This is a genomic window from Paradesulfitobacterium ferrireducens, from assembly GCF_017310645.1.
Taxonomy (GTDB): Bacteria; Bacillota; Desulfitobacteriia; order Desulfitobacteriales; family Desulfitobacteriaceae; genus Paradesulfitobacterium; species Paradesulfitobacterium ferrireducens.
In genome coordinates this window covers 198,982-213,601 of record NZ_JAFLRH010000017.1, presented here as the reverse complement: position 1 = coordinate 213,601, position 14,620 = coordinate 198,982, and the positions used below count along the sequence as shown (strand labels likewise).

At 42.8% G+C, this 14,620-nt stretch carries 18 protein-coding genes and 1 pseudogene; 10 read left to right on the top strand and 9 right to left on the bottom strand.

The window, feature by feature from the left end:
* Positions 1–250: 250 nt before the first annotated feature.
* The 5 genes from htpG to J0X21_RS06260 all read right to left on the bottom strand — a co-directional run bounded on the left by htpG (position 251) and on the right by J0X21_RS06260 (position 5,599).
* Positions 251–2,089, bottom strand: a complete 1,839-nt coding sequence (gene htpG, locus J0X21_RS06280; protein WP_206811326.1) for a molecular chaperone HtpG — start codon at positions 2,087–2,089, stop codon at positions 251–253.
* Positions 2,090–2,480: 391 nt separating this feature from the next.
* Positions 2,481–2,693 (bottom strand): DUF1657 domain-containing protein, encoded by a 213-nt coding sequence (locus J0X21_RS06275; protein ID WP_206811325.1) that lies wholly within the window; start codon positions 2,691–2,693, stop codon positions 2,481–2,483.
* Between the two features lie 623 nt (positions 2,694–3,316).
* Entirely contained in the window at positions 3,317–3,460 is a 144-nt protein-coding gene (locus tag J0X21_RS15620) for a hypothetical protein (RefSeq protein ID WP_236006092.1), read from the bottom strand.
* A 304-nt stretch (positions 3,461–3,764) separates the two neighbouring features.
* Positions 3,765–4,901, bottom strand: a complete 1,137-nt coding sequence (locus J0X21_RS06265; protein WP_206811323.1) for an MGDG synthase family glycosyltransferase — start codon at positions 4,899–4,901, stop codon at positions 3,765–3,767.
* 347 nt (positions 4,902–5,248) lie between these two features.
* Complete coding sequence (locus J0X21_RS06260; protein WP_206811322.1) at positions 5,249–5,599, bottom strand: hypothetical protein; 351 nt, start codon at positions 5,597–5,599, stop codon at positions 5,249–5,251.
* Positions 5,600–6,436: 837 nt separating this feature from the next.
* Between J0X21_RS06260 and J0X21_RS06255 the strand changes: the two genes are divergently transcribed.
* A complete protein-coding gene (locus tag J0X21_RS06255; RefSeq protein ID WP_206811321.1) occupies positions 6,437–6,991 on the top strand; it encodes a manganese catalase family protein in 555 nt (184 codons plus the stop codon).
* A 102-nt stretch (positions 6,992–7,093) separates the two neighbouring features.
* Here the strand turns inward: J0X21_RS06255 and J0X21_RS06250 are convergent, their stop codons facing one another.
* Both J0X21_RS06250 and J0X21_RS06245 read right to left on the bottom strand, forming a co-directional pair.
* Positions 7,094–7,453 (bottom strand): DUF4363 family protein, encoded by a 360-nt coding sequence (locus J0X21_RS06250; RefSeq protein WP_206811320.1) that lies wholly within the window; start codon positions 7,451–7,453, stop codon positions 7,094–7,096.
* A gap of 20 nt (positions 7,454–7,473) precedes the next feature.
* On the bottom strand, positions 7,474–8,187 hold the full coding sequence (locus J0X21_RS06245) for a DUF421 domain-containing protein (protein ID WP_206811319.1): 714 nt from the start codon (positions 8,185–8,187) through the stop codon (positions 7,474–7,476).
* 192 nt (positions 8,188–8,379) lie between these two features.
* On the opposite strand from J0X21_RS06245, the gene J0X21_RS06240 reads away from it, so the two are divergent.
* The 6 genes from J0X21_RS06240 to J0X21_RS06215 are packed head-to-tail and all read left to right on the top strand — an operon-like array spanning position 8,380 to position 11,556.
* Positions 8,380–8,586, top strand: a complete 207-nt coding sequence (locus J0X21_RS06240; RefSeq protein WP_206811318.1) for a DUF1657 domain-containing protein — start codon at positions 8,380–8,382, stop codon at positions 8,584–8,586.
* Positions 8,587–8,602: 16 nt separating this feature from the next.
* Complete coding sequence (locus J0X21_RS06235; protein ID WP_206811317.1) at positions 8,603–9,463, top strand: DUF421 domain-containing protein; 861 nt, start codon at positions 8,603–8,605, stop codon at positions 9,461–9,463.
* Positions 9,464–9,476: 13 nt separating this feature from the next.
* A complete protein-coding gene (spoVAC, locus tag J0X21_RS06230) occupies positions 9,477–9,956 on the top strand; it encodes a stage V sporulation protein AC (protein ID WP_206811316.1) in 480 nt (159 codons plus the stop codon).
* Positions 9,957–10,958, top strand: coding sequence for a stage V sporulation protein AD (gene spoVAD, locus J0X21_RS06225; protein ID WP_206811315.1), 1,002 nt, complete (start codon positions 9,957–9,959; stop codon positions 10,956–10,958).
* Positions 10,959–10,971: 13 nt separating this feature from the next.
* Positions 10,972–11,325 (top strand): stage V sporulation protein AE, encoded by a 354-nt coding sequence (spoVAE, locus tag J0X21_RS06220; RefSeq protein ID WP_206811314.1) that lies wholly within the window; start codon positions 10,972–10,974, stop codon positions 11,323–11,325.
* Positions 11,326–11,352: 27 nt separating this feature from the next.
* Positions 11,353–11,556: a DUF1657 domain-containing protein gene (locus J0X21_RS06215; RefSeq protein WP_206811313.1), complete on the top strand. Its 204-nt coding sequence runs from the start codon at positions 11,353–11,355 to the stop codon at positions 11,554–11,556.
* A 76-nt stretch (positions 11,557–11,632) separates the two neighbouring features.
* Here J0X21_RS06215 and J0X21_RS06210 read toward each other — a convergent pair whose 3' ends face one another.
* Positions 11,633–12,337 (bottom strand): two pore domain potassium channel family protein, encoded by a 705-nt coding sequence (locus J0X21_RS06210; RefSeq protein ID WP_206811312.1) that lies wholly within the window; start codon positions 12,335–12,337, stop codon positions 11,633–11,635.
* Positions 12,338–12,897: 560 nt separating this feature from the next.
* Here J0X21_RS06210 and J0X21_RS06205 point away from each other — a divergent pair.
* Together J0X21_RS06205 and J0X21_RS06200 are read left to right on the top strand one after the other, a co-directional pair.
* Positions 12,898–13,188, top strand: a complete 291-nt coding sequence (locus J0X21_RS06205; RefSeq protein ID WP_206811311.1) for a nucleotidyltransferase family protein — start codon at positions 12,898–12,900, stop codon at positions 13,186–13,188.
* A complete protein-coding gene (locus J0X21_RS06200; protein WP_206811310.1) occupies positions 13,185–13,511 on the top strand; it encodes a HepT-like ribonuclease domain-containing protein in 327 nt (108 codons plus the stop codon). The genes J0X21_RS06205 and J0X21_RS06200 overlap by 4 nt, the downstream gene beginning before the upstream one ends.
* A gap of 206 nt (positions 13,512–13,717) precedes the next feature.
* Here J0X21_RS06200 and J0X21_RS06195 read toward each other — a convergent pair whose 3' ends face one another.
* Complete coding sequence (locus J0X21_RS06195; protein WP_209011313.1) at positions 13,718–14,104, bottom strand: type II toxin-antitoxin system death-on-curing family toxin; 387 nt, start codon at positions 14,102–14,104, stop codon at positions 13,718–13,720.
* 144 nt (positions 14,105–14,248) lie between these two features.
* Here J0X21_RS06195 and J0X21_RS06190 point away from each other — a divergent pair.
* Positions 14,249–14,542 (top strand): annotated as a pseudogene (locus tag J0X21_RS06190) (toxin-antitoxin system HicB family antitoxin); the annotation flags it as partial.
* Positions 14,543–14,620: the final 78 nt, after the last annotated feature.

The following is a 14,620-nucleotide window of genomic DNA, read 5'->3' as shown; positions in this document are numbered from 1 at the left end:
TTTATAATGATTTATCTAGGTTTATTTCATTATACATTCGATTGGAGAGCAATAAAATCGATTTTATGAAAGAAGTAATATTAAATATAGCTGCTTAACTATGAATTTTCACATAAAAATATAAGGTAAGCTGAAAAGTATGCCATTTCGAACTTTTTCATTATGATTTGTGCCTTTTATTGATAGAAAATTAGTAACTTATGTTGAAAAGCTGCAACTTTGATTCAAATTAAAGTTGCAGCTTTCACCTTTAACTTAATGCTCTTTCAATAATGCGATTTAACCGGTCCACCATTTCCCGCGGGTCCACGATTAACCCGGCGGCAATGCGCGCATTCTCAAAGATCTGTTCAGCCGCCGTTTTCGCAAACGGATCATCCTGCTTGCGCAATTCATTCAGCTTCTTAATCATGGGATGGTCGGTATTCAGCTCCAGGATGCTGGGTGCCGGGGCATTGAGATCGCGGTTGGTCATCTGCATCACACGCTGCATACTGTAGGTTCCATAAGCACTCAAGGCAATAGCCGGGCTGTCCACCAGGCGTTTGGATGCCCTGACCTCCGTCACCTGCTCACCGAGAACCTCTTTAACCCAGGCGTTCAGACTCTCCACTTCGGCGGCGGGCAAGCCGGTTTCTTCGGATTTTTCTTCCTGCCCCAGATCGAGATCCGCCTGGTCAGCAGACATTAATTTCTTCCCTTCGAATTCTCGCAACATGTTCAGAATATAATCATCGACCGGCTCGTAGGTATAGATCACTTCATATTCCTGCTTGCGGAAGACTTCAAGATAAGGGCCGGCTTCAATCGCCTCCCGGGTGGGGCCATTGACGTAATAAATTGCCGCCTGTCCTTCTTTCATCCGCCCCACATAATCCGCGAGAGAAATCAGGGTGCCCTTGTCCATAGCCGAGGATTCAAATCTTAAAAGCTTTACCAGCTCTTGCTTGTGGGTAAAGTCTGTAGCAGTGCCCTCTTTAATGAACATCCCGAATTTTTCCCAGAAGGTCTTATATTTTTCCGGGTCAGATGCCGCTTGTTCATTTAAGAATTTGAGGAAACGGCCGGTCACCACCCGGTTGATTTTCGCAATCAGGGCGCTGTCCTGCATGGTTTCACGCGAAATATTCAAAGGAAGCTCTTCGCTGTCGATTACCCCTTTAACAAAGCGCAGCCATTCAGGCAGGATATCCTTCGATTTCTCCTGAATCAGCACTTTTTTGCAATACACGCTGACCCCGGGTTCCAGGCGGCCAAAGCCAAACTTTTCAAAGTTCTCCTGGGGCACAAATAAAAGAGTATTTAAAGAAAGCGGAGCATCCGAAGAAAAATGGAGGCGGAAAAGCGGCTCATCATAGGCATTGGCAATAAACTTATAGAACTCAGTATACTCCTCTTCGGAAATCTCACTTTTATTCTTCGTCCACAGAGCTTGGACGGTGTTCACCTTTTCCCCGTTGACACTGATAGGGTAGGGTACAAAACTGGAATACTGGCGGATCACACGCTTGATGGTGTCCGGGCTGCTGAATTCATGGGCGTTTTCCTTCAGGTGCAGGACGATTTTAGTCCCGCGCGCCATCTCCGGCCCTTCTTCGATCTGGTAACTCCCCGTCCCCTCCGAGGTCCAGATATAGCTCGGGGCATCCGGCCGGTAGGAACGGGTAGAAAGCACAACCTTGTCCGCAGCCATAAACGCAGCATAGAATCCGACTCCGAATTGCCCGATTAGATTCAGGTCTTTGTTATCTTGGGTTAGATGCTTAATAAACTCTTTCGAGCCGGAGTGGGCAATCGTACCCAGGTTTTCCACCAGCTCTTCCTTGGTCATCCCGATTCCTGAGTCAATGATCGCCAGAGTATGGGCTGTTTCATCTGTCTCAAGCGATATTTCCAAGGGCAAATCCCGGTCTTTCACCTCTTGTCCGCTCAGCTGGAGGAAACGCACTTTCTCCATGGCATCGGCTGCATTGGAGATCAGCTCCCGTAAGAATATTTCCCGTTCCGTGTACAGAGAGTTAATGACAATGTCCAGCAGCTGCCGGATTTCGGTCTGAAATTCCCGTGTCTCAACCGCAGAATTGCTCATACTGCCTTCTTACCCCCTATAAACAATCTAATCTATTCTCTGTTCCCTTAGAGTACGTTTAATTCATACTCTGTAAGGGTATATCTGTTAAGGTATTATACCCATTTACCCCATAAAAGCAAGTCCCCTTTTAATCCTTACAAAAAGGATGGGGTTCATTCTTGTATCTCTACCCCTGCCCGTTGCCCTGCTTCTCTCCTGGCTCTTGATATTCATAATCCTGGCTGAAATTTGCCTTGCCAATTAAATATCTTTAATTTCTTGGTCAGGAATGAGTAGAAAATTTAACAGAAAAAGCGCACATCCTTCAAATCATGTACGCTTCTTCCGTTCAGAAAAATTATTTCCATGTAGCTCACATCAAGGAATCGAATGCTACGGATATCTACAATTAGGTTGTTGTTTGTTGATTCATTGAATTATTCTGATTGAGATATTGTAGGCGGCCGTTAAGTACCTCGATATGACGCTGTGCATCTTGAGATAACTCCTGAAACATTTGTTTAGCGGTTTGATCTTGGGTCGATTGGGCGAACGTTGCATAGGTGCCGAGAGCGGATTGGGCGGCAGCAATAGCTTTTTGTAAGTCTTGTTGAACAGTCAAAGAAACCCCTCCTTTGCAAAAATTCAAAAATAGTATGTGTAAATAGACTTATTTTATGAGTCGCTTTAGCATTTGCCCAAAGATTAGTTCTAAAACTTCTAAGGTCGATCTAATAGCCTCTGACTTTATGTAAATATCTTGACTTTGCAAGATCCCCCGGTACAGGGAACTTAACGTCAGGACATAATTCAATTCCGGCCTTGCGGTAGGCTTCTGACCAAAGGGTTGAGCAAATGCTACTGTCCCTGGTCTCGTAGGGCCATACCCAGTTAAAAAAGTAGCGTGAGGCTTCCCAGATTATCAAGGAATAATCGTATGATGTCCCGATCTTCCCATTCACATAGCTAACAATCTTGGTTCGGTCATTGTTGGATAATCGTTCACAAGTAAACACGTCAGCACATCCGGTATAGTCCTGTATTTTTTTAACTCTTGTTGTCGAAAAAGGAAGAATTTCTACTACTTGATTATGATTAACTACACCTACGACATGGCTATAAGGGCTTCGTGTGACTAACTTGATGATTTTATCTACCAAAGTATTCCCACGGATTAAAAGAATGTCTCCTGGTTGTATTTCTGAAACCGGACCCGGCTCTATTAGAGACTGTTCCGGTTGTTGCTTAACCGGCATCCCCAAATTGGAGTAATTTAGAAAACTGTAACTTATGAACCACAGCAGCATAAAAACACTCACTAAAAACAATAGGTTCCTCATAGGGACTCCCATCTAATAACTTACCTCCTACCGCTTCATCTGTTAACAACCTCCTAATTCAAACGATAATATCCCCGGTATTAACTCTTTTCATGTAAGTTACCTTTCGGCACAAAATAATGCGATATTTTCCATTAAATTGCAGTCATAAAACTTATTCTATGCGCACATATTATATTAGTAGTGGCCTTTGCCGGAGTTGACAAACCACTACAGAGCACCCGGCACATAAGCTAACATAGACTTATTTCGGGTGCTCGCCCATTTTTATTTGCAAGGTTTTTTATATACGGCTCCGCTAATTCTTAATACAGAATGAACTTTCCCCTTCCTGAATACAGTGGGATGGAAAATCAAATAACACTATTCGGGAGGGGTTTTTCATATCCTAATTGATTTTTGTCTGAAATTTCCATGATTTTTTCCCAGGCACTCCTTTCTAGCCTATCAAAGTAACTATCTACCCGTTTCCGCCAGTTCGCCTGCTTAATGTTGTCACTTAAAATACTCAGTAATTGTTCTTGCACAGGGTATTCCTGAGTAATGGGAAAAACTAAACCTCGAGTACTAAGGTATTGCTGATTAAATTGTTCTTGTCCAGGTAGAGCGGAATAAACAAAAATCGGAATCCTCTTCCTGAGGGCTTCGCTTATTGTTACACCACCAGGTTTAGTTACAATCGCCTCGGCTTGGTCATATAAGGTAGCCATTTCTCTCTTCGATGCAATATAAGACAGTGGATAAATGTTTTTAATTTGCCAAGACTTGATTTCTCTAAAAAGCCTTTTATTCTTACCGCAGAGAACCGTACAATAAAAATCAGGAGAGTTTTTTAAGGCTTGTAAAAGCTCGTTCACATCTCCTAACCCGTTATTTCCACCGGCTACCAGGAGATGGTAAGGCGGGGATAATTTTTGCTGTCTTGCCATGGGAACTAACCACTCATCGACTGGAATACCGGTTATAAATACCTGGTGCTTGGGTACTCCATATTTTTCTACTAACTCGTTTTTTAACGGAACATCCGCAACAAAATGGTAATCGATTCCCCTGCGTCCCCAAATGCTATTGATAAAAAAATCGGTATAAACGTTAATGACAGGGGTGTTAATTTTCCCCTGAACTTTTAGGCACGAAATCAAAAGAGAAGGATAAGCTTGCGTGCAAACGATTAGGTCAGGCTGCTCTTCTGACAGCAGCCGTTGCATCTTTGTTAGGAACAAGCTTTCATATACTCGCATATATTTTGTACTGCTTGACGGGTAAGCGAAGTAATCATAAGCCCAATTGTAGGTTGTTGGAGAGTGACTAATCCAGTTCAAATAGAGCTTAGTAACGGCTCTTTCCAGTCGGGGGCTAAAATAGCTCAGGAAGTCAATACATACAAATTCTCCTTGAATCCGTTTTTTAAGAGAACTAATTAAGGCATTGGCCACCGAGTGATGGCCTGTGGGTATATTTAAGAAAGGTAAGAATAAAATCTTCTTCAAGCTTAATCTCCTCTTTCTTCACGTACTACTTTATAGTGTAAAAAGTATTTGAAACTTTATTAGTGTTCTTCATAGCAGCCTATTTTAACCTAAACCATCGCTCTAATATGCTGTTACAAGCAGATGCGAAGGCAGAAATTCGGGCACCAAATATGCCGGTGTTCAAACCCGTTTAGAAGCATTTGTTGACTTATTGGAACGCTCACGCGGGAATTTTTCCAGAGCACAAACCGCAAAGTATAAATTATTATGTATTAAAGGTGCCTGCTGCTTTCAGCAAGGCACCTTTCGCTCTATCCGATATCCTGTATTTAAACGACCATTACCAAAGTCCGCATCGATAACCGTCACTTAACAGGTACTGGACGCATACCGTTTTTGCGGATATTGACTGCCTGTGTCATGACTTCACGGTATTCGTTATCTATACTGCCAACTAATTCCGGTAGTTCATCGGCAGGATTGCTGAATATAATAAATGCGGATTGCACAAATTGTTGATATTCCTCTGAAAAATCCTCATTAAGTATACCTAACCAGTCGATGAATCGGCCAATGTGTTCCAGGGTCTTTACTCTAATATCGTGCTTGCACGTCAGTAAGTAATAGGCGGCCCAATAGTCAGTATGTCGCTCTTTGCAGTTATTTGCTACCAATCGAAGAAAAATTTCAGCGTGGTGATCGTCCGTGAAATACACTAATACCACCCCATATATGTTCCACAGTTAGCACGATAAACTATTAATAGTATATTCTGATTATGATGTTTGCGACCAACTGCAGATGTTTTATCATTTCAACACCTTGACCAGAGCCATTTTCCTTAGACATTTTCCTCTTAAATATATCTAACAGTCCTTATAAACCCTTCCTTGGGAAAAATTCGTAAATAGGATTTGTAAAAAAATTACTTTTTATAAGCAAACGAAACTTGGTGATTTTTAGAATACTAGGCAGGTTAAATTATCCACTTAGGAATGATAAGCGAACCACCCCAATCCTCAAGCCTTATGGGAAAGTTGTTGTCTTGGAACCCTGCCTGCGGAAAAAATCTTTTCTTTCTAACTCCGTGATGAAAGTATGTGATAATGGCAGCTTTATTCGAGATTATGACTCTTACATCAAACTATTTGAAATTAAAGACTTTAAAACAGAATTCCTAACACAATTTAAGAAAGGTTTATATTACGAGATATTATTTACTGCAACACTCCGATAATGGAACTGTCTAGTGGTGAAAGTCATCCTTATAAAACTTTTCTGGGAAACGGTGAAAACATGGAGCCAGGATACGTTAAACTGTTGAACGGCCATCAACTGGAACAACGAGTGATTATTCCCATGGAACATCTGACAAAGTGCAATCTTTGTCCTCATGTAAATATCTTGACTTGGCAAGATCCCCAGGTACAGGAAACTTGACGTCAGGACATAAATCAATTCCGGCTTTTTTATTTTAGCAGCCAGGGGACCGATAACTTGAAAGCCCATATTATGATGTTAAGAGTTAATTTCGTCAGAAGGAGGAATAAAAGGTGTTTAGTTATCATCCTCGGTTACTATTTCCAGTTCGTGTAGAATACCCAGACCCTAAGTTCGGTCAAATAATGATGGAACACTATGGCGGAAAAGACAGTGAATATTCGGCTGCTACTCAGTACCTAAACCATCGCTCTAATATGCCAAATCATTATGTTCGGGAGCTTTTAGGGTTAATTGCCGCCGAAGAAACGAGTCACATGGAAATGATTGCAGTAGCCATCAATAAACTTGGAGGACCTCCGCTAAGTTATGTGAATTCACAAGGAATTTCTTGGAACATGAGCTATGTCGACCAAAGCCTGGACCCAATAGCCATGTTACAAGCAGATGCGGAGGCAGAAATTCGGGCACGAGCTTTGTACAACCTGCATTTTACAATGACAAATGATCCTAGCCTTAAACAGATGATTAGTTTTTTGGGTAGTAGAGAAGATGTACACAAACATCTTTTTGAAAAAGCACAGATGATGTTGGGGCGAGGAGCGACTTCTCAAGAATTTAAGGAGTTGATCTATGAGTACAGAAGAAGTTTGCAAACTTTTGAGTGATTATAGGGTTAATCTGAGCTAAATTTAAATAAAAAAGGTGCCCGCTGCTTTTCAGCAAGGCACCTTCCGTTCTATTAAGAGTAAAAGGTTTTATCTTTTTTGCTAAAGAGAGTCGATATTTTCCCATGAGTCCTGGATGCTAAGAATCGCTACCAGAGAGTCCGGTTTTTCCTGAGTATCAATATATCCTTCCAACTTTACAAAATCGCCTTCGATATCATTTACATAATCATGGTCTATATCCACTTGGAGTATAGGCTTTATTTGTTTCCACGCCTTTTCTGAATTTTCGAGGCTGCTCTTGGCGTTTCCCCAGTCTTCGCTTCGTATATAGTCCTCTGTTTGTTTCAAGTACTTTGAAAAACCGCTTCGATTATCAAGGGGTTTTTTTACCGGGTCACAGGCACATGTACTGAATAATATGGCAGCCAGTAAAAGTGCCAGGAAAATCCTCTTAATCAAAAGGGATCCCTCCCATGCTTTTATTCTTTGGTAGGAATGACGTAGTACGGTTTATCACCTATTAAATCCACATAGAGATTTCCCTTTGTATCTAACTGGGCCAGGGAAACTTCTTCTATATTCTGCACGTTTTGCTTTTGTAATTGATGCTGAAGCCAGGCTTTGGTTAGTTTTAGGGAACGCAGGGCATCAACCAGAACCACACCGTCCATCACCAGGTTTGTGGGCAGCCCGTCATACTGGGTAGGCATATGTAAGTCGTTAGGGGTTACCGGCTGCTTCTGGGAATTCTTTTGAACACTGATTTTGCCGCCAGGCTCAAACAAGGCGAACTCAACATCCGCTATATTAAACACACCCTGGGTTCTAAGCTCAGAAATCAGTTCATCGATCGGAATCCGAATCCGTTTCAGGTTTTGTTCAAGGATTCTCCCGTTTTGGATGACAACGGTGGCTTCTCCGGACACTACTTTCCGTATCCATACGTTATGCATGCTTATAACTGCCAATAAAATAGCCAATACCGTCCAGGTAATCATGCCTACAAGAGTGGCCAGCGTATTTTCGTTGACTTGCACCGAAAGGGTGGCAGCGATAGACCCGATTGTAATACCCACTACATAATCAAAAAAGGTGAGTTGGGCAACCTGCTGCTTGCCGATTAACCGGATAAAGAAGATCAAGGCGAAAAAAGAAAGAACCGACCGGATAATTACAACATAAGTAATTGACACGTTCTAACCTCCAAAAACTGAAGATATGATTGAATATTTCACTTAAAACATCCGATATTAGTTTTTCAACAAAGGCCAAGTTTATGTAAACAATTTATCAAATAATGTTGACCATATTTTAGATTTACCTCCAATGAATTAAATCTAGAATACTAGTCAAACTAGTACAAGAATAAAGGGGGTATTTTGTATATGACTGTAGCTTCCCAGGTAAAACAAACGCTGGCAAGTTTGAAAGGTGTTCAAGGCACCTTGCGAATATATTCTACACAAACTCAGGATGAAGAAACCGTGTCAGTTTTTCAAGAAGCTCTGGAAACGACTTCAGCCGTGATCAACGACCTGGAAAAAAGGTTGCAGGTCTTAGAATATCAAGAACCGCAATATAAAGGGAATTAATTGGGGGAAAATCAAGATGCCGATGTGGGTGCAAATATTGTATCGTTCAATCGCCTTATTTATTGTGGTCGTGGCAGTTGCACAAATTTTGGGGAAAAGAAACCTGACGCGTATCCCTCCTTATCGGTTCATAAGCTATCAGGTCATTGCCCTTATCGCCGCCTTGATTTCTCTCAATGTAATCAAAGAAGTGGCGTTCGGCTTGATCGCTTTGGGCGTGTGGGTGCTGTTTCCAATCGCCCTCGATTACTTGTCTTTAAAGAGCAAGCGTTTTCACGACCTCATAAACGGCAAGGAAAGAGTACTCATCAAGCACGGAAAAATTATGGAAGAGGGCCTTATGCAAACAAGGCTTACGGGGGAGGAACTCTTAAGAGAGCTTCGCAGTAAAAATGCTTTTAACCTGGCGGATGTGGAGTTTGCCGTCATGGAAACCACCGGAGAAATCAATGCTTTCTTAAAATCCGGCAAAAAGCCTGTTACAGCCCATGATTTAGGAGTAAAGACCGCACCCCAGGCCGAACCGCAAACAGTGATCTTAGACGGAAATGTTTTAAATGAGCCTTTGGCTTCTTTAGGATTAAATAAAGAGTGGCTGCGCATTCAATTAGAAAACATGGGGGTATCCTTGGACAATGTTTTTTTGGGACAGGTGGATTCGTCAGGCGACCTCTATCTGGATCTTTTCGATGATGCCATAGAGCTGCCCCAGCCGAAAGTTAAGGAAATGATCTATGCCAATCTTGAAAAAGCTCAGGCAAGCCTTGAAACCTTTGCTTTAGAAACGAATGATAAGAATGCCAAAGCGATGTATAAGAAAAATGCCCAAAAGCTTAAACTGTTAATGGATAAACTAAATCCCTACTTATTGCGATAGAAGGTGAATTTAGATGTCAAGCAAAAAGAGAAAAAAGTTGACTCCCATCCAGCAGCAATACCAGGATTTTGCTCACGCCAGGGAGCCGAAACGCCCCATCTTAAGGAACTGTTTCAGGGCATTTTTAGTAGGTGGAATTATCAGTACCATGGGGCAGGGACTTATGTGGTTTTTTATGACTTACTTTAATTTTGACGAAAAGACAGCAGGAAATCCGACGGTAGCCGTCTTGATCTTTATTTCCATTCTTTTTACAAGCCTTGGATTTTACGATCATATCGCGCAATGGGCCGGGGCCGGGACCGCCGTTCCTGTGACGGGATTTGCCAATACCATTGCTTCGGCGGCTTTGGAGCATAAAAGCGAGGGCTATGTCTTGGGCGTCGGGGGCAATATGTTTAAGTTGGCGGGGCCAGTGATCGTGTACGGTGTTTTCTCAGCCTTTGCGGTGGCAACGGTGGTCGTGATAATTAAGATGTTAGGTGGTGTCTAAATGCTGCAAGGCCAACAGTCATGGCTTTTTGAAAATAAGCCGGTTATTATCGGGTCAGCCTCCATCGGCGGCCCCTTTGAGGCCCAGGGGAATTTGGCGGCAGACTTTGACCTTCTCCATGATGATTTATGGCTGGGACAGGACAGCTACGAAAAGGCCGAAAAGAAACTGTTGGAGCAGGCCTGTGAAACAGCTATAAAAAAGGCGGGCGTTAAGAAAGAAGATATCCAGGTTTTTCTGAGCGGTGATTTGATCAACCAAATCATTTCCAGCAGTTTCACAGCCAGAACGCTGGGCATCCCTTATTTTGGGCTTTATGGGGCCTGTTCCAGTTCGATGGAGGGATTGACCCTGGCATCCTTAATGGTTGACAGCCGCTTTGCCAAGCTTGCCCTTGCCGCAACCTCAAGCCATAACGCGGCCTCAGAAAAACAGTACCGCTATCCTACGGAGTACGGAGCCCAAAAACCTCCGACCGCTCAATGGACTGTCACAGGAGCGGGAGCCGTAGTCGTGGCCCAACAAGGCCAAGGACCCAGAGTAACCAGTGCCACCATCGGACGGGTCGTGGATATGGGGCTTTCCGACCCATTTAACATGGGGGCCGCCATGGCGCCGGCAGCCGTTGATACCTTAGAGGCACATTTTAGGGATTTGAATGTCTCCGCCGCAGATTATGATTTGATTGCCACCGGAGATTTGGGCAAGATAGGATACAGGATTGCCGCGGATTTGCTTGCTAAGCACGGGATTGATATCCCTGAAGAGAAGCTGACGGACTGCGGCATGCTGATCTATAAGGATACCCAGCCGGTCTTGGCCGGTGGCAGCGGCTGCGCCTGCGCCGCAACCACAACCTACGGACACTTTTTCAAGCGTATGCGTAAAGGAGAATTAAAAAAGATTTTGGTTGTAGCCACAGGAGCCTTGCTTTCACCCATGTCATACCAGCAAAAAGAAACCATACCCTGTATTGCCCATGCCGTAGCAATAGAAATGTAAGGAGGCTTTTTCTTTGGAAAAATTCATTTGGGCTTTTATTATCGGCGGCTTGATCTGTGTGATCGGGCAGCTTCTTATGGACGGATTAAAGCTCACACCGGCCCATACCATGAGTACGCTGGTGGTTGCCGGATCAATCCTTGGGGGGCTTGGGCTTTACGATAAACTTGTCAAGTTTGCCGGGGCCGGGGCTTCCGTACCTATAAGCAGCTTTGGCAACCAATTAGTGAAAGGGGCTTTGCAGGAGGCAGAAAAGACAGGGCTGATCGGGGTATTAACAGGAATATTCCAGATTACCAGTGCGGGTATTTCGGCAGCGATCATTTTTGGCTTCCTATCGGCCCTGGTATTTCGACCGAAAGGCTAAGCCGGCTTGGCGAAGGGAGGTGAGAAAATGACCGTAGGAACACAGATGTCCAAAGCGATAGCCACCGTGCAAAGTGCGGCAGCTACTATGAAAACCTTTGCGTTGGAAACTCAAGACCAAACAGCAAAGCAAACATTCCAGCAGCTGGCCCAGACTTTTGACGATGCCCTTGCAACATTGCAGGGAAGGCAGAAGTATACAGAGGAGCAAGAACCTCAATATAAGCACTAGTAAAATCAGAGGGGGGCAGCTAACCCTCCTCTCCCTATTTTTGGGTAGTAATCATTAAATTGTTAATTCCTCACTCTTAGGAATCGGCAAAAAAGACAATTCCCATTGTAAAGATATATACAAAGAACAAGACTTCAAGAGTTACAAGCATTCTTGAGGCATTACTGATTGGCGAGAAGTCTCCCATGCTTGCTGTAGCAAAGGTCGTAACACTAAAATAAACAAAGGTAAATAATTCGGTGACGATGTCATCTCCAATATGCTCTCCCGTAAAGCTTCCCGGAACCATGTGATATTCGAGGTCATAAGCAACTGCAAAATAAATCATTAATAGAGTAATGGCCGAGACAACCGGAATAAATGCTGTAATCATATGCCCGTCGTTAGCTGTCAACACCCTGAACACATAGTATGACACTCCTGCCGTTGCAATAATTGAATAAATGACGACGACTGCCGACCCGACCGGAGTATCCTGAGGCTCAGAATATCCTTTACTCCCTTTATCGCTCTCATCCTTCCATTGCTTATGGTTTGCCATAAGCAGCAATAAAATCGCTACTCCGGCCCCAACAGCGGAGGGCAATAAAGGCCAAATATCAGCACTCACAATATCACGTTCCGTAGGTCGCGCAGACTCATGCTCAGGTTTTAGGAAAGGCTTAGAGGAGTTGAAGGCTCCCTTCCCTTCCCCGACAAAAGGTGAATTTATAGGGTACTGTTGTGGCGGATACCAAATATGAGGTGGGTATTGACCCTTCAATTCATCCCGCTGACCCATTCCCGCACCCCCCTTCATACCATATTATTCCATACAGTTTAATCCTGTGTTTTTTCTAAAACCTCCATAATTTTCGGCCCCTTTATTGAGCAACAAAAGTATTTTACCAATGCAAAAATACTCAATCTTCAATCAGTTAAAATAACTCCCATTTTTGGGCAGGAATCATGAAATGGCATCAAGAATAAATATGTTAAATTAATGCCGGTGCCCAATTTGACTCGGGAGTAGTTGAAGCTTTTTTTCAAGGCGATGTCTTTCTCGATGTTATGATGCCGAAAATGAACGAATTCGACAAACAAAAAGGCCAGGAAGTCGGGGCCAATCTCTACATGACCAAGCCCTTCAACCCAGACGAGATCGTGGATAAAGCGAGAGAAATCCTAGCGATGTAGAATAGCTACTAAAGTAGATATTCCCGACACCGGAGTCGTAAATACAGCTTTACAACTGAGTATTTACGACACGTGTCGGGAAAAAGACGTTAGACGACAGCCACTTGCAAGCTTGTCTTTCCGGTATTGTAAAAATAAGGTATAATAATTCTGGAGGTGATTCTCATGAGCATCTTAGCTCAAATTAGGGATAGACGTTCTGAAATACTAGAGCTTGCGTCACGCCACAGGGTTAAGAATGTTAAGATATTTGGCTCTGTCGTTAGGGGTGAGGAGTCTCCAAATAGTGATATAGACTTTTTGGTTGAGTGTGACAAAGAGTGTTCGCTGTTTGACTTGATAGCACTAAAGCAATCTCTTGAAGGTGTTCTTGGTAGAAATGTTGATATAGTCACTCCGACCTCAGTTCATTGGACTCTCGAGAAATCAATAATCGGGGAGGCGCAAGAACTGTGAAGGAAGATAAAGTTTATTTACAAAATATCCTGGAGTGTATTCTTAAAATTGAAAAGTATACTTCGAATGGAGAAGAAGATTTTATGACATCCAGTCTTGTCCAAGATGGAGTAATAAGGAATCTTGAAATAATTGGTGAAGCCACGAAACGGTTATCGGGAAATTTTAGGGATCAAAATCCGGATATTCCATGGAGAGAAATGGCAGGTTTGAGAGATATCTTGATTCACAATTATATGGGTGTGGACTTAAGAACTGTCTGGAATGTAGTTGTCCGTGAATTACCGAGATTAAAACCCCAATTAGAAAAGCTTCTAACTTAGGCACTGAAGCATTGGTATAATTCAGTGCTATTTTCTTAAGAAGGGTGGCCATCGTCTAACAGCGTATTACCGACACTTAGCATAGATGAATGCGGTTGGGTCGCGTCGGTAATACACACAACGTTAGCTGAAATGTTCCTTGCATGCTAGCTTTAGAGGTTAGGGGTAAAAGAAAAACAGATCCTTAGGAACAAGATCTGCTTAATTCAAGTGAATCGCATTTTTAGCCACTCTGAAAGTTCATAAATATTATTATCTATATCCTTACCGGTTAGTTGTGAACACGTTATCTGAATTGCTTTGTCATAGGCTTCATCGTCATTCACTTGATCCGAATAACCATTAATCTTTAAGAGGATTGCCGCCGCATAAAAACCAACTCTTTTATTGCCATCCACGAAACAGTGGTTTTTGGTAAAAAAGTACCAAAGCATCGCAGCTATCTGAAAGAGAGTTGGATATTTATCATAACCGAAATGAGGGTATTGCTGGTCAAGAATGCTTTTAATTTTGCTCTCCGTATCTCTGTAGAATTCGAAACTTCCGGCAAACAATTGAATGGCTTCTCTGTGAATCTCAAGGATATTATTCAATATGAAGCGATATAATCTCGAGGAGATAATTTGAAAAGAACGGGAACACTTCAGCTAATTGGCGTATTCCCAACACTTTGCAGAGATGCAAGTCGTTGGGACGCGTCGGCAATACTCGAGACGTCATATGAAATCGGCTTGTAAGGCAGCGGGTGGTTCGCCGAAATACCTTTATTACCTGGGTGTATGGCAGACGGTGAATCCGTGGAAGAAGCGGTTGAAAATCTTAACAGTGCGAAAAGGGAATGGATTGAAACTAGTTTAGAACTAGGAAGAACTATCCCTGAACCTACAACTGATGAATTTTCGGGGCAATTGAGGGTTAGAATGCCTAAATCGTTACACCGTACTCTTTCACAGATGGCCAAAGATGAAAATATTAGTTTAAACCAGCTAATTGTTCATCAATTATCAAAAGGCATTGGGCATAGATTTTAAGTTATCTAACACCGCTAGCTGAATCAATAAAGGAGCGTTCAGTATGAAATTACAAGGACTTATTCTCGATTTAGATGG

What these genes read in the sequence shown, in the direction of transcription:
- J0X21_RS06210 (WP_206811312.1), bottom strand. Translation starts at nt 12,337, where the DNA reads ATGGGTCAGCGGGATGAATTGAAGGGTCAATACCCACCTCATATTTGG.
- J0X21_RS06205 (WP_206811311.1), top strand. Translation starts at nt 12,898, where the DNA reads ATGAGCATCTTAGCTCAAATTAGGGATAGACGTTCTGAAATACTAGAG.
- J0X21_RS06240 (WP_206811318.1), top strand. Translation starts at nt 8,380, where the DNA reads ATGACTGTAGCTTCCCAGGTAAAACAAACGCTGGCAAGTTTGAAAGGT.
- J0X21_RS06235 (WP_206811317.1), top strand. Translation starts at nt 8,603, where the DNA reads ATGCCGATGTGGGTGCAAATATTGTATCGTTCAATCGCCTTATTTATT.
- spoVAD (WP_206811315.1), top strand. Translation starts at nt 9,957, where the DNA reads ATGCTGCAAGGCCAACAGTCATGGCTTTTTGAAAATAAGCCGGTTATT.
- J0X21_RS06215 (WP_206811313.1), top strand. Translation starts at nt 11,353, where the DNA reads ATGACCGTAGGAACACAGATGTCCAAAGCGATAGCCACCGTGCAAAGT.
- spoVAC (WP_206811316.1), top strand. Translation starts at nt 9,477, where the DNA reads ATGTCAAGCAAAAAGAGAAAAAAGTTGACTCCCATCCAGCAGCAATAC.
- htpG (WP_206811326.1), bottom strand. Translation starts at nt 2,089, where the DNA reads ATGAGCAATTCTGCGGTTGAGACACGGGAATTTCAGACCGAAATCCGG.